Source organism: Acidocella aminolytica 101 = DSM 11237 (assembly GCF_900129125.1).
GTDB classification, from domain to species: domain Bacteria; phylum Pseudomonadota; class Alphaproteobacteria; order Acetobacterales; family Acetobacteraceae; genus Acidocella; species Acidocella aminolytica.
In genome coordinates, this window is sequence record NZ_FQVJ01000021.1 from 35,121 (window position 1) to 52,307 (window position 17,187).

Sequence of the window (17,187 nt, forward strand, 5' to 3'; positions counted from 1 at the left end):
AACCATCATGGATGAGAAATGAGGACCGGGGTGTTTCCGCAGCAGAACGCCAGCCCCTCGGCGATCCAACTGCTCCCGCCAATCCTGACGATCCGAAATGGAGTGGCGATAAATCCCGATAGGAGAATTTGATGACTGAGGCCCCCTCATCAGAAAAGAAGCCCATCGGCACGCAAAAACCCGCACCCCCCGTATTCCGCGCCGGTAGCTCGACCGCCAGGCTCAAGCCGGCGGAAATCAAGCCACTGCTGACCAGCGAGCAAACCCGCTCCGAACCCGTGGCTCAGGGCCTCGATCTCGCCGATCGACCCAAGATCATCCTGACGGCCGGCCGGGGCAAAACCGGCAAAACCACCTTCCTGCGCTGGATCGTCGAGATGGCAACTATGGAAAATAAAGCCCCACTTTTGGCCGATATCGATCCAACCAATGCAACCTTCTCGACTTTTTTCGAGGATGTTTCCAGACCAGATACATTCAACCAGACCGCTGTCCGCGACTGGCTGCAAGACTTCATGGAATATGCCATCAAGGAAAAGCAAACCGCCGTCATCGATCTGGGGGGTGGAGATACGATCCTGCGCACCATAGCCGCAGAAATGCCCGGCTTCGATGCAATGATTGAGGAGGCGGGCCTGGCCATGGTGATGTTCTACCTCGCCGGCCCGCATCCCGAGGATTTAACCCCGGCCGCCACGCTCGGCGCATTGGGCTTCAAGCCTCGCGCTCGCGCGTTCGTGCTCAATGAAGGCGTGACACCGCCGGGGCAATCGCGCGATCAGGTATTCAGCCGCGTGATCTCCTCCAACGTCTATCGCGATGAAACAGCGGACGGTGCCCTCACCCTCTGGATGCCGCGCCTGCACGCGGCCGAGGCGGTCGAGGCTCGCACCGCGAGTTTCGTCGCCGCACGGGACGGTCAGACCGAACCGCCGCTCGGGGTGTTCAACCGCTCGCGGGTAGGCCACTGGCTCAAGGCGATGGATGCACAATTCGCCGGCGTGAAATCGTGGATGCCATGAGCGAGGCCCTCGATCAGAGCGAGACAGAGGCCGCGATCCGCGCCGCTCAAGCGGAGCTGGACCGGGCCGAACAGCTTGCCCGGCTCGACAATGACCCCACCACTCAAACGCTCCTCGCGCTCCGGGTGTTCCTGGGCTCGACCGCCGCCATTACCGCCGATCAGCGCCGCGCTATGGCTGAGCACAGCTTGCATGTCGATCGGGATTTCAGCGCCGTGCGCCAGGCGCGGGACGGCTTGGCGCAAACCATCGATCAAGCCTTCAAGGCCGCGAAAGCCCAGGCAGAGGCGGCGCATGCGGATTTGTCGCGCCAGTTCGTAGCCTCCTTTGCTCAAGCGGCTGAACAGCGCCTCAAGGGCATGTCGCGGTGGGTATGGTGGCGAACGCTCGCCTCGTGCGCGGCGCTGGCAATCGTGATCCTCGCCCTTGGGTTCGGCCTAGGCTACTGGCGCGGCAACGCGGCCGGGTACAGCCAGGCCGCCGGGACGATTCACGCTACCGGGGCCGTTGGGCAATCCGTCCTCGCCTCGCAAGGCCCGGCTGGCTTGGCGCAATGGCACCAGCTCATGCGCGATAACGCCATCATCGACACGATGAAATCCGATTGCACCGGCAAGAACGTGGCGCATCAGGACGGCCGCACGGCTTGCCATCTCTGGCTATGGACCACGCCAAATGTCGCCTCGGCCGCGCACGGGTAGCGGGATGGAGGAGGATTTTACCCCTCCCCCGGATGCGCCGGGCCGCTCGGCTGGCTTCGCCTCCCAGCTCGGCCGCGCTTTGCTCGGCCTGCTCCGGGGCGCCTTGCGCTTTCTGGTGGTAGTTGTGCTCGACGTGCTCATTCTCGCGGTGCGGTTCGTGCTCTGGTTCCGCCGCCTCCTGTTCTGGCTGGGCTTCTTCTCCGCTCTATCCTGCATTTTGAATTATGAGGTCCACAAGCTCCGCTTGGCCGCCTTCGCACTCGGCGCTGGCATCCTCATGATGGCGCTCTCACGCGCCAGCCTGCTCCTCAATGACCGGCTGCGTTGCTGGCAACTGCAACTCCATGCATGGGCGCAGGGCTGGCCGGTGAAGCGGTATGCGTTCACCGTTTTGCCCCCTCGGCGTTGATGGAGCTGGCCGCTTAATGCCTAACCAGAAGCCGGATGAGTACATGTAAACATGTTTTCATGTTGGTAATGCCTAAATCGATACAATCCAGTCCACCAGTTCCGAAAGTGGCGCATTGAGTCTGCACGCGCGCGCAAACTGGCGCATCGCGATAAAGTCGGGAGCCGGCATCTTCCCCGTTAGATCTCAGTTGAAATTCACATGTCGATCAAAGGCGGTTGATGAGGTCACTAAATTTAGCAGACATGAGAAATATTCATCATTTGGTGGATTTCAATCTTGCTTTGATCCCGGCGGACGTGATGAAGCCACAGGTAGCTTCCAGCCCCGATAGAGTGCCATCAGACGTAGGAACACGCATAATGAAATCCCCACTAAGGCACAAAGTATAGGTTGCAACCCAACCGAACTCCCGACAACCACGACCAACGCGCCTGCGAGTGCAGCCACAGCATAAACATCTGCGCGCAACACTGTAGGAACTTGTGCGGTTAACATATCGCGTACCATGCCGCCGCCAATCCCACTGATCATCCCGAGAACGGCCGCCATTGGCCAGTTAATGCCATAATCCAAAGCCTTTTGTGTTCCAGCTACAGCAAAGACACCAAGCCCGGCTGCATCAAAGAACTGCACGGGGTGCTGAAGACGATAAAATGATTTAGAGAAGCGGAAAACCAGCAATCCGGCGACGACAGCGAGTGCCAAATTATGCCAATTCGCAATTGATTCGGGTGGAATCGCCCCGATGAGTTCGTCGCGAGCGATTCCACCTGCAACGGCGGTCACAAAGGCCAAGACAAGAACGCCGAATAAATCCATGTCGCGTTCGACACCTAGTGCCGCACCGCTGATCGCGAACACAAACGTGCCAATCAGATCAAGGATCTTGACCAATAAAATTGCCGAATTCATCCCGGTTAGGCCTTTGTTATATTCGGTGCCAGCCAATTGCTTGCGGCGACGAGCATCGCTTCAATGCCGGTACTCAGCGTCGGATGGATCACGGGTGCAAAATCCGGTGCGTGGTTTGCAGGCAGCTCATCTACTTTGCCGGCGATTTCAGCGGCTGCGAACTTGTCAGGATCGATTCCGCCAACCACCCAAAATACGACCGGCACGCCCCAGGCCGCTCCGAACAAGCCGAAATCCTCACTGGCGGTGGCTGGTTGAACTTCATGTACGCGGGCGGTCCCAAAATGCTCTTCTAGGGCGGCGGCGACGGCCCGTGTTGCCGCCTCGTCGTTACGCGTTACAGGATACTCGCTAAGAACGGAAAATGCGGGCGGCTTTGATGCTCCCGAGGCTGCTGCCTCCGCCTCCAATATCCGCTTTACTGCGGCGAGTACCCGGTTACGTACCTGTTCTTTAAAGGTTCTGACATTAAGCCGTAGCATGGCTTGGTCTGGAATTACATTCTCGCTTAACCCCGCCTTTAGGGTCCCGACCGTGACCACCGCGCTATCTGTCATAGCCACTTCCCGTGACACCACGCTCTGCAGCCGCATGACGGCGGAGGCCGCCATAACAACGGGATCAATGCTTTTCTGCGGCATCGAGCCATGCGCGCCGCGTCCGAAGAGGGTTACCTCCCAACTGTCTCCGGCCGAGAGCATCGTACCAGTCCGCCAACCTATCTCTCCCGCGCTAAGCGGCATTACATGCTGTGCTAGTGTTACATCGGGCCTGGGAAATCGCGTCACCATGCCATCTGCGATCATGGCACGGGCGCCCTGAGCGGTTTCTTCGCCAGGTTGGAACACCGCCATCACCGTGCCGCGCCAAGCGCTGCGGTTTTCAGCTAAAATCCTTGTAGCTCCCATTAGCCAAGCCACATGCATATCGTGGCCGCACGAATGCGCAATCGAGGTGGGCTGATCAAAGCGGTCAGTGCCCGTTGCCTGGCTGGCATAGGGCAGATCAGTGCTTTCCTTGATCGGCAGAGCATCCATGTCGGCACGCAACATGACGGTTGAGCCTTCTCCATTGCGGAGCAGTCCAACGACACCAGTGCCCCCGACCTTCTCGGTAACCTCAAAACCATGCTGCTTCAGCCACGCAGCGGCAATGTCCGCGGTTCGGTACTCCCGCATGGACAATTCCGGGTTAGCATGTAGGTCTTTGTAAATTTCCTCCAGTTCGAACAGCAGCTTATCGGACGGGCCGGGCAACAGAGCCGGTGGCAGGGGATTTTTATCGGAATCAACAATCATCATCTGGCTCCTTAAGCGAATATATCCGATATTCGTCAGGGGGATTTACCGTATCGCAGGATAGGACCGATCGCTCTGATTCGGTTAGGACGAGAATCTCACGAGCTATCCGCAGCGCCGCATCCACCGGGAGGGCGCTATCATCTTCGACCAACGCCAAAAGCTGGAGTGCCTTAACGCGTCGAAAGCTGTCGTAACCGACCGTGTCAGTTGCACATAGAATGCACATCCCATCCTCTCACACGTTTTGAGTGGAAATATCATATCTCTCAGCAAGGAGCTCGCCGCCACCTGAGACGTGAGATGACCATCTTGCCGCCCGACTGTATCGGTGCCGCGGGTCCAAGATGCAGTTCATCATTATTCAGTTCAACCGTCCTGACTTGGGTTTGGTCGAGCCAATTCGGGTAAAAGGAGACGAACATACTGTGGGTGAGCTCTCCCTTGGTCTCGTCGACGTGGAATTGACCCGAATAGGCAATGTAGCCAGCCGCAGCACGATACTCGTCGAGTGTGCCCCTGAACCAGTCGCCCGACGCGAATTCTGGCCGCCCGACCCGCATGAGCTGCGCCGACATGTAGCCATCTGGCGTATAGAGAATGATGCCTTTGGCGTTTTCCCCAAGTGGATAAAACGGAGCCGATCCGTCAACTGGGTGCTCGACGTAGGATTCGAGGATCCAAGCGCCAATAAGCTTCTCACGTAGATTCATGCTTGATCTCCTTAGTTGCGCTGATAGTCGCCGTCGATCGGCAGCACCTGACCCGAGATCGACTTTGCGGCGTCGGAAGCGAGGAAGACAGCAAGCGCGGCGATATCAGCGGGATCGACCAGACGCTTGATCGATTGGTTGGCCATAGAAATTCTCTTCACCTCATCAAGAGATTGCCCGGTAGCCTCGGCTCGGCCCTGAAAGACGCGTTGGATGCGATCGCCATCCACTGCACCCGGCGCGATCGCATTCACCCGGATGTCGTGTTCACCAAGCTCCATCGATAGAGTCTTGGTAAATCCTATGATGCCCCACTTGGCGGTCGCATAAGGGCTGCGACTTGGATAGCCGAAGCGTCCTCCGGCCGACGACATATTGATGATGACGCCCTTGCCTGCCTTGATGAGATGGGGAATTGCAGCCTTTGTAACCAGAAAGGTGCCAGTCAAGTCGATCTTCAGGACGGCCTCCCATTGATCTGGGGCTAGTTCGACGACTGGGGCGGTTGGGCCGCCGATACCGGCGTTATTCACGAGAATGTCGAGGCCACCAAGCTGCGATGTAGCCTCTTCGACCATCGCCACGACCTGTGCGCGATCACCCACGTCATACCGACCGGTTTTAAGGCCGGGGAGTTCGTTGGTTGCCGCTGCGAGAGCCTTCTCGTCGATGTCGCACACATATACGGTGTCGCCGGCCGAGATGAAAGCGGCTGCGATCTCCTTGCCAATTCCGCTGGCACCGGCTGTTACCAATACTTTGCGCATGTCATCCTCGTGTTTGCTTGTAAGATGAATGTCTGCTCTACTAATGCGCCATGCAACCGACCTAATTAGGGGAGGAATGAGCATGACAACCTCTGCGGGTACTAAAGCCAGGGTTGATGCCGTAAATGCCTCAGCCACTGGCATTGTAGAAGAACTTGCCCGAGCGAAGGACCTTGCCTCACTTGGCGAGATGTTCGCCGCCCGTATCTCGCCTCTGGGCTTTCTGAATGCAGGCTACCTTCGCATTTTCGGCGCGCGGCAGTTCCACGGAGCGAAATATCTGTTCGGCGGAACGACACCAGGATGGTCGGAACGCTATCAACAGCAGCGCTTCTGGGTTGACGACCCCGTTTTTGCGCAGTGCTGCCGAAGCACAGCCGCGTTTACCCTGATCGAAGTTGCTGGACGTTCGGACAAAGGCATACGGATTCTTTCTGAAAGCAGAACTCTCGGCCTCTTTGACGGCTTCGTTTCTCCAATCCGCGCGGGCTATGATGAGGTAGGCTTCGTCCTGCTTAGCTCTGCGACCTCCATCGAACCGAGCGACCGGGAGCGCTTCCTGATTCACGGTATGTGCGAAACCTATGCTCGGGCGGGCTTGGCGCTGGTGCCAGCCGAGCCAGAGCCGCGCGCGCTAACCCGACGAGAGGTCGAATGCCTGAACTGGGTTGCCGTCGGCCGCAGCGACCAGCAAATTGGTATGATCCTTGGGCTCTCCGCCAACACGGTCCACGGGCATGTTGAGTCCGCCAAGTACAAGCTGGATGCGAACTCCCGTGCACAGCTTGTGCTGAGAGCTGTCATGGCCGGTATCATCCGTTCAGACCCGTCAAGGTAGCGCCGGGTCTGAGTCGCTGAAGGTAAGTTTTGCCTCACGCTTCGGGACTTAGTGAGTCTCTGATTAAGTCTCCCGACCCACAATTAACCCATTAAATTAAATTGGTTTGCCTTGCTAAAATGAGTTTTTTCAGAGGTTTCTAATGCCCCACGCAACCTCTTTTTTGCAAACGACTGTCCGAAATTGCAAAAGCATCATGTTAGCAAAAGCACACCCGAGAACTTGGAATTGGACGCAGCACTAGCAGAGTGCGTGGTAAAGACCAACGCATTACCTGATTAAGCGAAGAAGGTAACGTTCAGCGACCCTACTAGAATCGATTATTTTAGTAACAGACCGATTCGAGTTGAACTATTTTATTTTTGGCAATTTGATTTTTTCCTTATCGTCTGGAAACAAATCTAATTCTATCTGCTGAATGCGGGCTTCACGGGTTCCCGTGTCGGGGATAATTTTTCCTGACCTAAGGAGCCTATATTCCAAGTAAAGGTCGTCCACATTGAATAGCTTTGTTTTCGTCGTCATAAATATATCGTAACATAAATAAATCCGAAATAAAAATTAACTTATTATTTCGCGCGAGTGGATCTGGATCATTTTTTCTGATCTCGATCATCTAGTGCATGCTAGCCACCCGGCAATGTTCGACGCCTCCCCTCGGGGGGCCGCAGCTCAACTGAGAATAGCTACGGATCTGCTCCAAACGCTACACACACCTGTCTCAGTTAAGGCATCTCTGAATAAGTCGCCTTGAATGGCAACGACGGCATTTCTTAAACTCTGTTTTTTGCGGGGGGCGTTTGCATGCGTCAGTCGAGCTTTGCCGGAGTTGGCTTTGAGCGTTACGGCTAGACGACGCGGCGCGCGGCATTTTTGGCGGAGATGGAGCAGGTCATCCCCTGGGGCGATCTCCACGCGTTGATTGAGCCTGTGTACCCGAAGGCCGGGAGGGGCCACCGGCCTGTTGGGCTTGAGCGGATGTTGCGCATTCACTTTCTCCAGCACGGGTTCAACCTGTCTGACCCCGCGGTTGAGGAAGCGCTTTACGAATCAGCCTCGATGCGCCGTTTTGTTGGCATTGACCTGGGTCAGGAGCCGGTCCCTGACGAGACGACCGTCTGCAAATTCCGCCACTTGCTTGAGGCGCACGATTTCGGGCGGGTGCTGTTTGAGCAGGTTCATGCGCACCTTGAAGCGCGCGGGATCAAGATATCCACGGGCACGATCGTGGACGCGACGATTATCGCGGCACCATCTTCGACCAAGAATGCGTCTGGCCGGCGCGATCCGGAGATGTACCAGACCCGCAAAGGGCAGCAATGGTATTTCGGCATGAAGGCGCATGTGGGCGTGGACAGCAAAACCAAGATCATTCACGCGGTGGTGGCGACGGCGGCGAATGTGCATGACAGCGCAGTTCTGGGCGATCTGCTGCATGGAAAGGAAACCCGCGTCTGGGGCGACCAGGCTTATCGCGGCCAGCGCGATGTCGTTCGCGAACATGCGCCGCGCGCCAAGGACTTCACCAACCGGTGCTGCAAGGTCAAGGGCGTCGTCGACGAGGCCGAGAAAGCCAGGAACGCGCGCTCCCACACCTGCACCAGTGCCGCGGCGTAACGCTAGAACTCCTGCCCCTCGCGTGTGAGCAGCGCACCCGCGCGCTTACCGCGGTCTGGGTGAGGTTGAGATTGGCCGCCGCGCTAACAAAGCTGCCGGTCTTCACGATTTACAGAAATGTCCGCACCGCGTTGATATCCAAACCATCCCCCTTGCGCAGGCCGACACGCGGCCGCCTTGGCTTTGAGCCAAAAAACCTTCATATTGAACGCATATTTAATCAATTTTTCCTTTTACATGTCAATCTCCGGCGGGTGCTGGGCTCGCAATCCTGACATGGTCGCCTATCTCCATATTGTTCATGATTTCAGCCACATGAGGCGGCGTGAGAATGACAAACGCGACTCCCGATCTGCACGTCAAACGGGTCTATGACCCGCCCGCAACCAGCGACGGCGCGCGCGTGCTGGTGGACCGGCTATGGCCGCGCGGCTTGCGCAAGGAGGATGCGGCGCTGACGCTTTGGCTGAAGGAGATCGCGGCCAGCACGGCGCTGCGCCAGTGGTTTGGCCATGATCCGGCGCGCTGGGCGGAATTCCAGGCGCTTTACCGCGAGGAACTCAAAACGAAGGACGAACCGTTGAAGGCGCTGGCGGCGCTGCTGCGGCAAGGCCGCGTGACATTGCTCTATGGCGCCCGTGACACAGCGCATAATCACGCGCTAGTTCTGGCCTCATTCATCGCAGACGCGCAGCACCGGCGTGGCTCAGCCCTCAGCGCCGCGCCATCCACGCGGCCAGCGAGATGAACAGCAAGCCCAGCGCCTGCGCGCCGACACCGAACCGGAACAGAATGCCGTAACTCCCCGTCAGCCGGAATAAATGCGAGAGCAAGGCGGCGGCGGAGATCTGCGTGATCGCGTAAGTCATCGCCGCCAAACCCCAATCCGTGGAGAGACGCGCGGGCGGCACCATCCCGGCAATAGCGCCGGCGACCAGCATGACCGTGCCCAATGCCACCGCCCCCACGCAGAGGGCCGAAACAACCAGGGCCGGAACGGCATCGGTGAACAGGGGGATGGCGACGGCCCCGCCCATGACCACAAACCCCGCCGCCAGCGTTGGCAGAAAGCCGAAGCGATCGGCCGCGCGGCCCAATAATGGCGGCCCCAGCGTGGCGGCCAGCCCGATCCAGGCAGCCATCACCGCGCCAGCGGCGACGCCGCGCCCCAGCCCGATCGCGATGAAGCTCGACCAGAACAACATATGCGGCATGAAACCAAGGGCCGAAAACGCATAGGCTGAGATCAGCAACAGCACCACGAGCGGCGGCGAGCCCTTGGCCGCATGCCGTTGCGGCGGCTCGATGCGCGCGGGCGGCATGATCAGCGCCACAATCAGCGTGGCGCCCGCGCAGAGCGCGCCGAGCGCCGCCCAGGTGAACACCAGCCCGTAGAGCAGCAGATGCGGGATCGCCAGGGAGCTGAAGGTCATGCCCGCGCCCATCCCTGAAAAGGCGAACCCACTGACCCGTCCGCGGGAAGCGGGCGGTGCGCGCCCGACGACGGCTGAGGCCATGAGGACCATCAGCACCCCGCCGGTGAGCCCCGACACCAGCCGCCAGAACCCGAACCAGGCTGTCCCCCAGTTCAGCGCGCAGCACAGGGTGGCGGCGGCGGTGAGGCCCATGGCCAGCACCATCGCCGGTTTGGCCGGATAAGCGCCGCGCCACGCGCGGATGGCGGCGACGCCGATGAAATAACCCGCGAGATTGACCGTTGCGAACCAGAAGGCGCTGGACGCGCTATACCATTGCGCCTTGACCAGCGCCGGCACCAAGGGGGCGAAGCTGAAACGCGCCACGCCAATGCCCACAAACATAGCCAGCAAGCCGCTGAGAGCCGTGCGGATGACCGGAAACCCCGGCATCCTGTGCGCCACGACGCGGCTTGGCGTCATGGTCGCGCCCATGGCGCTCCGGTCCTCATGCCAGGATCATCCCCTTAACTCCAGAATACGACGGTTTTATTGCCATTCATCAGCACACGCTGGGCGAGGTGCCAAGAGACGGCGCGGGAGAGCACGCGCTGTTCGATATTGCGGCCCTTGCGCACGAGGTCGTCCGGCATGTCAGCATGGCTGACGGCTTCCACATCCTGGTAGATGATCGGGCCTTCATCGAGATCGGCGGTGACGTAATGGGCGGTGGCGCCGATCATCTTCACGCCATTGGCATAGGCCTGGTGATAGGGTTTGGCGCCCTTGAAGCTGGGCAAGAAACTGTGATGAATGTTGATGCAGCGCCCGCTGAGCGCCGCTGCGAAGGAATCCGACAAGATCTGCATGTAGCGGGCGAGGATCACGAGATCGATGTTGAGGTCTTTGACCAGGCCGAGGATTTGCGCTTCCTGCGCCGCTCTGTTCTCCGCCCCCACCGACAAATGGTGGAACGGAACGGCGCCGAGTTCGGTGACCTTGAGCGCGGTTTTGGGATGGTTGGAGACGATGCCGCAAATCTCCATGTCCAGCTCGCCGATGCGGGTCCGGTAGAGCAGATCGGCGAGGCAATGGTCGAATTTGGAGACCAGCAGCAGCACGCGCTGGCGCTCGTCTTTCGAGCGCAGCTCCCATTTCATCTGCAGGCTCTGGGCGAGAGCGCCCAGGGTGCGCTCCAGCTCGGCCCGCGTGCAATCGGTGACGAACGCCATGCGCATGAAGAACAGGCCGGTATCGGGGTCGTTGAACTGGTTGAGCACGCGGATATTACCGCGATGCTCGAAGATGGCGCCGCTGACCTGGGCGATGATGCCCGCGCGGTCGGGACAGGAGAAGCTGAGCGTGTAGGAGACGGTCATGAAATTCTCACCTTGACGAGAGGCGCATGCACGAAGCGCTGGCGCTCGAGCCAGGCGCCGAGGCTCGACATGCCGCCGTATGGATAGAAATGCGCGAAGACCTGGCCGTGGCGCTCTAGCGCGAGGCCGCTGACCAGCGCGTGCACGAGTTGGTCAGGGCCGGCATGGCTGCGCAGCTTGGTCAGGGAGAAGCCGTAGCGGGCGAGTACGGCGGCGGAGGCGCTGACGCCGCACAGGGCGGCGTAGCGCAGCAGAGTGCGCAAATTGGCGGGTCCCGGCACGCCCAGGCGGACCGGGACCAGTATGCCCCCGGCGCGCAGTTCCTCCAGCCAGTCCAGCAGCGGCGTGGCGGAGAAGCAGAATTGGGTGGCGATTTCGGCCGTGAGTCCCTGATCGGCGATGGCGGCGAGTTTGTCGCGCATGGCGCGCGCGAGGCGCGGGTCGGGGATTTTGGGGTGGCCTTCCGGGTAGCCGGAGATCACGGCGGTATGCACGCCATGGCGGCGGAGCAGGCCGGTTTGCAGCAACGCCAGCGCATCCTCGAACGGGCCCGCCGGACGCGCGCAATCGCCCGCCAGCACCAACATCCGCTCGACCTTGGCCCGCGCCGCCCAACCTTCCAGCAGGCGCTCTAACGCGCCGCAGCTGCTCAGGCGGCGCGCGGCGATGTGGGGCATAGGCGTGAAACCCAATTCGCGGATGGCGGCGGCGGCGTCGAGCCGGTCGGCATCGGACTCACTGGCCAGGTAGGGAATGGCGATGATGGTGCCGGGCGCGAAGCGGGACGCCATCGCCGCGAGGTTCGGGATATCGCGGGCCGTGGCCTCCATCGACCACCCGTCCAGACAGTTCCATTGCATCGCCGCCGTCATCTCCTCGTGCATCTCGTTCAAATCCGTTTGCGGTTGCGGGCGGGCCGGAGTGCTCAGCACTCGATGAAATTGGCGGCGAGGCCGCCGAGCGAGGTTTCCTTGTACTTGGTGTTCATATCGGCGCCGGTCTGGCGCATGGTGGCGATCACCTGGTCAAGCGAGACGATGTGCGAGCCATCGCCGCGGCGAGCGAGCGAAGCGGCGCTGATCGCCTTGATCGCGCCGAAGGCGTTGCGCTCAATGCAAGGAATTTGCACCAGCCCGCCGACGGGGTCGCAGGTCATGCCGAGGTGGTGTTCCATGGCGATTTCGGCGGCGTTTTCGACCTGCGCGTTGGTGCAGCCGCGCGCCGCCGCCAGCCCCGCCGCCGCCATCGAGGAGGCGACGCCGACCTCGCCCTGGCAGCCGACCTCGGCGCCGGAAATCGAGGCATTGGTTTTGAATAGGCCGCCAATGGCGGTGGCGGTGAAGATGAAATTGCGCATGCCCTCATGTGAGGCACCGGGGCACATGTCGCTGTAATACCGCAGCACCGCGGGAATGACGCCGGCTGCGCCGTTAGTCGGCGCGGTGACGACGCGCCCGCCAGCGGCGTTCTCCTCGTTCACCGCCATGGCGAACAGGCTGACCCAGTCCATCTTCTCATGCGGGGCGAGGTCGTTGCGGCTGGTATCGGCCTCCAGCCGCTTACGCAACGCGCGCGCTCGGCGGGGTACTTTGAGCGCGCCGGGGAGCACGCCTTCGCCCTGCAGGCCGCGGTCGATCGCCGCCATCATGGTGGCGATCACGCGGTCGACATGCGCCAGCACCTCGGCAGCCGGGCGCAACGCCACCTCGTTCGCGCGCACGATCTCGGCGATGGTTAGCCCGGTCTCCTGGCTGATGCGCAGCAGATCGACCGCGTTGGCGAATAGATAGGGCACTTGCGTGGTGATTGCGCCGAGCGCGGCGGGTTCATCCTCGCGGGTGACGAAGCCGCCGCCGACCGAGCACCAGCGCTCGGCGGCCACCAGGGCGCCGACGGCATTGAAAGCCTCGAAGGCCAGGGTGTTGGGGTGGCGCGGCGGCGCGGTCTCACGGTCGAACACGATGTCTTCGGCTGGGGCAAAGGCGATGTTCCTGCCCTCCAGCTTAAGCGCGCCGCACGTGGAAATCTCGGCGACCAGGGTGTCGGCGTGGTCGGGATCGACCGTCTCCGGCAACTCACCCGCCAGGCCGAGGACCACGGCTTTATCCGTGGCGTGGCCTTTGCCTGTCCAGGCCAGGGAGCCATACAGCGTCACCCGCAGCCGGGCAACGCTGGACAACTGCCCCGCCTGCTTCATTCCGCCGGTGAAGAGATGGGCGGCGCGCATCGGCCCGACGGTATGCGATGAGGAGGGGCCGATGCCGATTTTGAACAGATCAAAGGCGCTGATCATCGGTTAATCCGCGTATTCACAGCCGACATTGGCCAACAGCGACCACACATAGGGCGCGAAGGAACGCCAGACTTCCATGTGGAAGCGTGTCAAATCCTGACGCCACAGCACGATCTCGGCCTTGAAGAAGATGGTGCGCGTGGCCATGCCGACCGGAAAGGCGGCGGGGTCGAAATCGAGCGGGCAACCACCGTTGAGGATGTCGGTGACCGCTACGCCTTCAAGCGCGATGCCCGTCTGCCGGTGGCTGATATCGGCGAGCGAATACAGCCCGTCCGTCAGCCGTTGCGAGAGGCTGGCGGCGACGGTGGCGGCATCGGTCTCTGCGAGCAGCAGCAGCCACTCATCGGGGCCGAGGCGCAGCGCGGTGCGCTGGCCCGCACTGACCGCGCGGTTGATCGGGCCGGTGAGGTCGAGGCCCAGGGCCTCGCCCGCCGCGCCGAGCGATGCCTGCGGCACGCGCAGCGAGAAGCGGGCGCCGCCGGTAACGGGGCGGCAATGCCTGTCTCCGGCCTGGCCGCTGAGCGCAAACAGCCGCGACAGCGAGGTCGTCTCTGCAAGATTATCCATTGAGCCTGGTTCCTTCCGGATCATAGAAGACGGGCGCGACGACGCTGACGCGGGCATTGCCGGTGGCGAGCGGTACGTAGAGCTGCTCGCCGGTGCGCGCCCGGCCATCGCGCAGCAGGGCCAGCGCGACGGAGCGGCCAAGCGTCTCGCTCCAATACGAGGAGGTGATATGGCCAAGCATGGTCATCGGCTTGGGCTGCGCGGGATCGGCGACGATATGCGCGCCCTCGTCGAGCACCAGCGCGGGGTCGTCGGTGAGCAGGCCAACGAGCTGCTTGCGGTTGGTCTGCTCGGCAAAGGCCTTGCGGGCCAGAGCGCGTTTGCCGACGAAGTCCGGCTTGGCCTTGCCGATCATGCCAGCATAGCCGACATCATCCGGAGTCACCGTGCCGTCGGTCTCCTGGCCGACGATGATGTAGCCCTTCTCGGCGCGCAGCACGTGCATGGTCTCGGTGCCATAGGGCGTGATGTCATACGGCTTGCCGCTGGCCATCAGCGCCTCCCACACGGCGCGGCCGTAATCGGCGGGCACGTTGATCTCGAAGCCGAGCTCGCCGGTGAAGCTGACGCGGAACAGGCGTGCCGGGACACCGGCGATCTTGCATTCCACCATGCTCATATGCGGCAGCGCCTCGGCGGAGATATCCGCCCCCGTGATCAGCGGCGCTACGACCTTGCGCGCCATCGGCCCCTGCACCGCAATCACCGCGTATTGCTCGGTGGTCGAGGTCAGCCAGACATTGAGTTCGGGGAACTCGGTCTGCAGGTAATCCTCCATCATCGTCAGCACGCGCGCCGCGCCGCCGGTGGTGGTGGTGACGTGGAACCGCGTATCGGTGATGCGGCCGATGACGCCGTCATCGATGACGAAGCCGTCCTCGCGCAGCAGGATGCCGTAGCGCAGCTTGCCAGGCTGCAGCTTGGTCCAGGCGTTGATGTACATGCGGTTGAGGAACTCCGCCGCATCCGGGCCGACGACCTCGATCTTGCCTAGGGTAGAGGCATCGAAAATGCCAACCCCGTTGCGCACGGCGCGGCATTCGCGCGCCACCGCCTTGTGCATGTCCTCGGAGCCGCGCGGGAAGTAACGCGCGCGCTTCCACAGGCTGACATCCTCGAACACCGCGCCCTGGGCCTCGGCCCAGCCATGGATCGCGGTGTGGCGCTCGGGATCGAACAGCTCTCCGCGCGCATAGCCCGCGAAATAGCCGAACGGCACCGGCGTGTAGGGCATGCGGAAGGTGGTGGTGCCGATAGCGGGGACCGGCTTGCCCAGCACCGGCGACATGATGCCGAGCGCGTTCATGTTCGACAGCTTGCCCTGATCAGTGGCCATGCCGTTGGTGGTGAAGCGCTTGACATGCTCGACCGACTTCATGCCCTCACGCATCGCCAGCGCGATATCCTTGGCGGTGACATCGTTCTGGTAGTCGAGGAAGGCGCGGACCGAACCGGGATCGCCATGATAGGGCACGGCTCCGATGAAGCCGCCTTGCGCCTCCGGCGCGTTGGTCACCTGATAGCTGAAAGCGCTGCCACCCGCGGCTTCGGCCCCCGCCTCGGCGCCCGAAGCCATCACTTCGGCCAGGGCGGCCACGCCCGCGGCGCTGCCGGCGACGCTGCACGCCTCGGCCGGCGCGCCGGGAAGGAAGGCGTCCAGCGTGGCATCGAACACCAGCTTGCCGCGGCTCTGCGAGAACAGATGCACGCTCGGGGTGAAGCCTCCAGACATCAGCAGCGTGTCGCAGCTAAGGCGCTGCCCGCTGCCGCCGGCGATCGGCTTGACGGTAGCGCCGGTGATGCGCAGGCGCCCATCCGTGGTAGCGATGGTCGAGGCCGGGTATATGGCCAGCCCCGCCTTTTGCGCGGCGGCCACCCAGGGCCCGCCCGCATTCGGCCGCAGATCGACGATGCCGGCGATCGCGCAGCCGGCGCGTTGCAGCGCCAGCGCCGTGCGGTAGGCGCCGTCATGCGCGGTGAAGATCAGCGCCCGGCGGCCGGGCAGCACGCCGTAGCGCTCCAGGTAGAGGCGCGCAGCCTCGGCCAGCATGATGCCGGGCCGGTCATTATCCGGGAACACCAGAGGCCGCTCGATGGCGCCCGCGGCGATGACCACGCGCTTGGCGCGTACCTGCCACAGTCGGCCGCGCGGCTGCGCGTCGTTGCGCTCGCCCTCATGGTCGGTAAGCGCCTGAGCCAGGCCGATCATGTTGTGCGGGAAGTAGCCGAAGGCGGTGGTACGGGTGAGCAGCTTTACCTGCGGATAGGCGACGAACTGGGCCAGCGCGGTCTTCAGCCATTCGGCGGCGGGCAGGCCGTCGATCTGCGCATCGGGTTCGGCCAGCAGCGACCCGCCCGCCTCGGATTGCTCATCGCACAGGATCACCCGCGCGCCGGTCTTGGCGGCGGCCAGGGCGGCAGCTAGGCCGGCCGGGCCAGCGCCGACCACCAGCACGTCGCAATGCGCGAAGCGCTGGGCGTAGCGGGCGGCATCCGGGGTTTGGGGCGAGCGGCCAAGGCCGGCCATCTCGCGGATGCGCGGCTCGAAGAATTTCGTCCACGCCTTCCGCGGCCACATGAAGGTCTTGTAGTAGAACCCGGCCGGAAAGAAGCGCCAGAACACATCGTTGATCGCGCCGTAATCGCGCTCCAGCGAAGGCGCGCGGTTCTGGCTCTCGGAGGTCAGGCCGTCATAGAGTTCGACCTGGGTGGCGCGCAGATTGGGCGTGAAATGCGCATCATCGCGCCCGACGCCGACCAGCGCATTGGGCTCCTCGCCGCCGGCGGTGAGGATGCCGCGGGGGCGGTGATATTTGAACGAGCGGCCGACGAGATGCACGCCATTGGCGAGTAGGGCCGAGGCCAGCGTGTCACCGGGATGACCAAGGTAGAGCTTGCCGTCGAAGCTGAAAGTGAGCGTGCGGGTGCGGTCTATCCGGCCGCCTGCGGAAAGCCGATAAGATTGCGTCATGGGAGCATCTCCCCGATGCGATAACTCGCCTCGATATGGTCAGTATAGGTGTTGCGCTTGACGTTGAAAAATCGGCCACAGCCAAACGCGTGGCGCCAGCGCTCGGCATGGTCGCCGCGCGGGTTCTTCCGGAAGTAGAGGAACTCGGTCCAGGCCGCGTCGTCCTCCTTACGGGGGTCGGCGGCGCGCACAACATGCGCCTCGCCGCCATAGGCGAACTCGATCTCGGGCCGGTTGCCGCAATAGGGGCAGGGAATCAGGAGCATTGCTTGGCGTCCT

Annotated in this window: 16 protein-coding genes and 1 pseudogene; 6 read left to right on the top strand and 11 right to left on the bottom strand. The window is 62.0% G+C overall.

Annotated elements, in window-relative coordinates:
• Positions 1-131 precede the first annotated feature (131 nt).
• Genes BUB54_RS11925 through BUB54_RS11935 form a run of 3 tightly spaced genes read left to right on the top strand, consistent with a single transcriptional unit; the run spans position 132 to position 2,132 of the window.
• The gene (locus BUB54_RS11925; protein ID WP_073211665.1) at positions 132-1,022 is read left to right on the top strand and encodes a P-loop NTPase family protein; all 891 of its coding nucleotides are present in this window, start codon (positions 132-134) and stop codon (positions 1,020-1,022) included.
• Entirely contained in the window at positions 1,019-1,723 is a 705-nt protein-coding gene (locus BUB54_RS11930; RefSeq protein ID WP_244890777.1) for a hypothetical protein, read from the top strand. The genes BUB54_RS11925 and BUB54_RS11930 overlap by 4 nt, the downstream gene beginning before the upstream one ends.
• Positions 1,698-2,132, top strand: a complete 435-nt coding sequence (locus BUB54_RS11935; RefSeq protein ID WP_244890778.1) for a hypothetical protein — start codon at positions 1,698-1,700, stop codon at positions 2,130-2,132. Before BUB54_RS11930 ends, BUB54_RS11935 begins: the two co-directional genes overlap by 26 nt.
• Before the next feature lie 273 nt (positions 2,133-2,405).
• Here BUB54_RS11935 and BUB54_RS11940 read toward each other — a convergent pair whose 3' ends face one another.
• The 4 genes from BUB54_RS11940 to BUB54_RS11955 all read right to left on the bottom strand — a co-directional run bounded on the left by BUB54_RS11940 (position 2,406) and on the right by BUB54_RS11955 (position 5,825).
• On the bottom strand, positions 2,406-3,047 hold the full coding sequence (locus tag BUB54_RS11940) for a trimeric intracellular cation channel family protein (RefSeq protein WP_048879975.1): 642 nt from the start codon (positions 3,045-3,047) through the stop codon (positions 2,406-2,408).
• Positions 3,048-3,052: 5 nt separating this feature from the next.
• Entirely contained in the window at positions 3,053-4,348 is a 1,296-nt protein-coding gene (locus BUB54_RS11945) for an amidohydrolase (RefSeq protein ID WP_199444735.1), read from the bottom strand.
• Between the two features lie 266 nt (positions 4,349-4,614).
• A complete protein-coding gene (locus BUB54_RS11950) occupies positions 4,615-5,058 on the bottom strand; it encodes a lipocalin-like domain-containing protein (RefSeq protein WP_048879973.1) in 444 nt (147 codons plus the stop codon).
• A gap of 11 nt (positions 5,059-5,069) precedes the next feature.
• Positions 5,070-5,825, bottom strand: a complete 756-nt coding sequence (locus BUB54_RS11955) for an SDR family oxidoreductase (RefSeq protein ID WP_048879977.1) — start codon at positions 5,823-5,825, stop codon at positions 5,070-5,072.
• A gap of 82 nt (positions 5,826-5,907) precedes the next feature.
• Between BUB54_RS11955 and BUB54_RS11960 the strand changes: the two genes are divergently transcribed.
• The 3 genes and pseudogenes from BUB54_RS11960 (at position 5,908) to BUB54_RS11975 (ending at position 9,028) form a co-directional block, all read left to right on the top strand.
• Positions 5,908-6,663 carry a helix-turn-helix transcriptional regulator gene (locus BUB54_RS11960; RefSeq protein ID WP_048879972.1) on the top strand — a complete coding sequence of 252 codons (756 nt, stop codon included), beginning with the start codon at positions 5,908-5,910 and terminating at the stop codon, positions 6,661-6,663.
• 804 nt (positions 6,664-7,467) lie between these two features.
• Positions 7,468-8,250: pseudogene (locus BUB54_RS11965) on the top strand (IS5 family transposase); the annotation flags it as partial.
• Positions 8,251-8,611: 361 nt separating this feature from the next.
• A complete protein-coding gene (locus BUB54_RS11975; RefSeq protein WP_048880054.1) occupies positions 8,612-9,028 on the top strand; it encodes a DUF488 domain-containing protein in 417 nt (138 codons plus the stop codon).
• Here BUB54_RS11975 and BUB54_RS11980 read toward each other — a convergent pair.
• Genes BUB54_RS11980 through BUB54_RS12010 form a run of 7 tightly spaced genes read right to left on the bottom strand, consistent with a single transcriptional unit; the run spans position 8,994 to position 17,174 of the window.
• A complete protein-coding gene (locus tag BUB54_RS11980) occupies positions 8,994-10,190 on the bottom strand; it encodes a YbfB/YjiJ family MFS transporter (RefSeq protein WP_048880055.1) in 1,197 nt (398 codons plus the stop codon). The genes BUB54_RS11975 and BUB54_RS11980 overlap by 35 nt on opposite strands.
• Positions 10,191-10,222: 32 nt before the next feature.
• Positions 10,223-11,074, bottom strand: a complete 852-nt coding sequence (purU, locus tag BUB54_RS11985) for a formyltetrahydrofolate deformylase (protein ID WP_048880056.1) — start codon at positions 11,072-11,074, stop codon at positions 10,223-10,225.
• Complete coding sequence (locus tag BUB54_RS11990) at positions 11,071-11,958, bottom strand: methylenetetrahydrofolate reductase (RefSeq protein ID WP_199444740.1); 888 nt, start codon at positions 11,956-11,958, stop codon at positions 11,071-11,073. The genes purU and BUB54_RS11990 overlap by 4 nt, the downstream gene beginning before the upstream one ends.
• Positions 11,959-11,999: 41 nt before the next feature.
• Positions 12,000-13,367, bottom strand: coding sequence for an L-serine ammonia-lyase (locus BUB54_RS11995; protein WP_048880057.1), 1,368 nt, complete (start codon positions 13,365-13,367; stop codon positions 12,000-12,002).
• A 3-nt stretch (positions 13,368-13,370) separates the two neighbouring features.
• A complete protein-coding gene (locus tag BUB54_RS12000; protein ID WP_048880058.1) occupies positions 13,371-13,937 on the bottom strand; it encodes a sarcosine oxidase subunit gamma in 567 nt (188 codons plus the stop codon).
• Positions 13,930-16,908: a sarcosine oxidase subunit alpha family protein gene (locus tag BUB54_RS12005; RefSeq protein ID WP_048880059.1), complete on the bottom strand. Its 2,979-nt coding sequence runs from the start codon at positions 16,906-16,908 to the stop codon at positions 13,930-13,932. The genes BUB54_RS12000 and BUB54_RS12005 overlap by 8 nt, the downstream gene beginning before the upstream one ends.
• Positions 16,905-17,174, bottom strand: coding sequence for a sarcosine oxidase subunit delta (locus tag BUB54_RS12010; protein WP_048880060.1), 270 nt, complete (start codon positions 17,172-17,174; stop codon positions 16,905-16,907). Before BUB54_RS12010 ends, BUB54_RS12005 begins: the two co-directional genes overlap by 4 nt.
• Positions 17,175-17,187 lie beyond the last annotated feature (13 nt).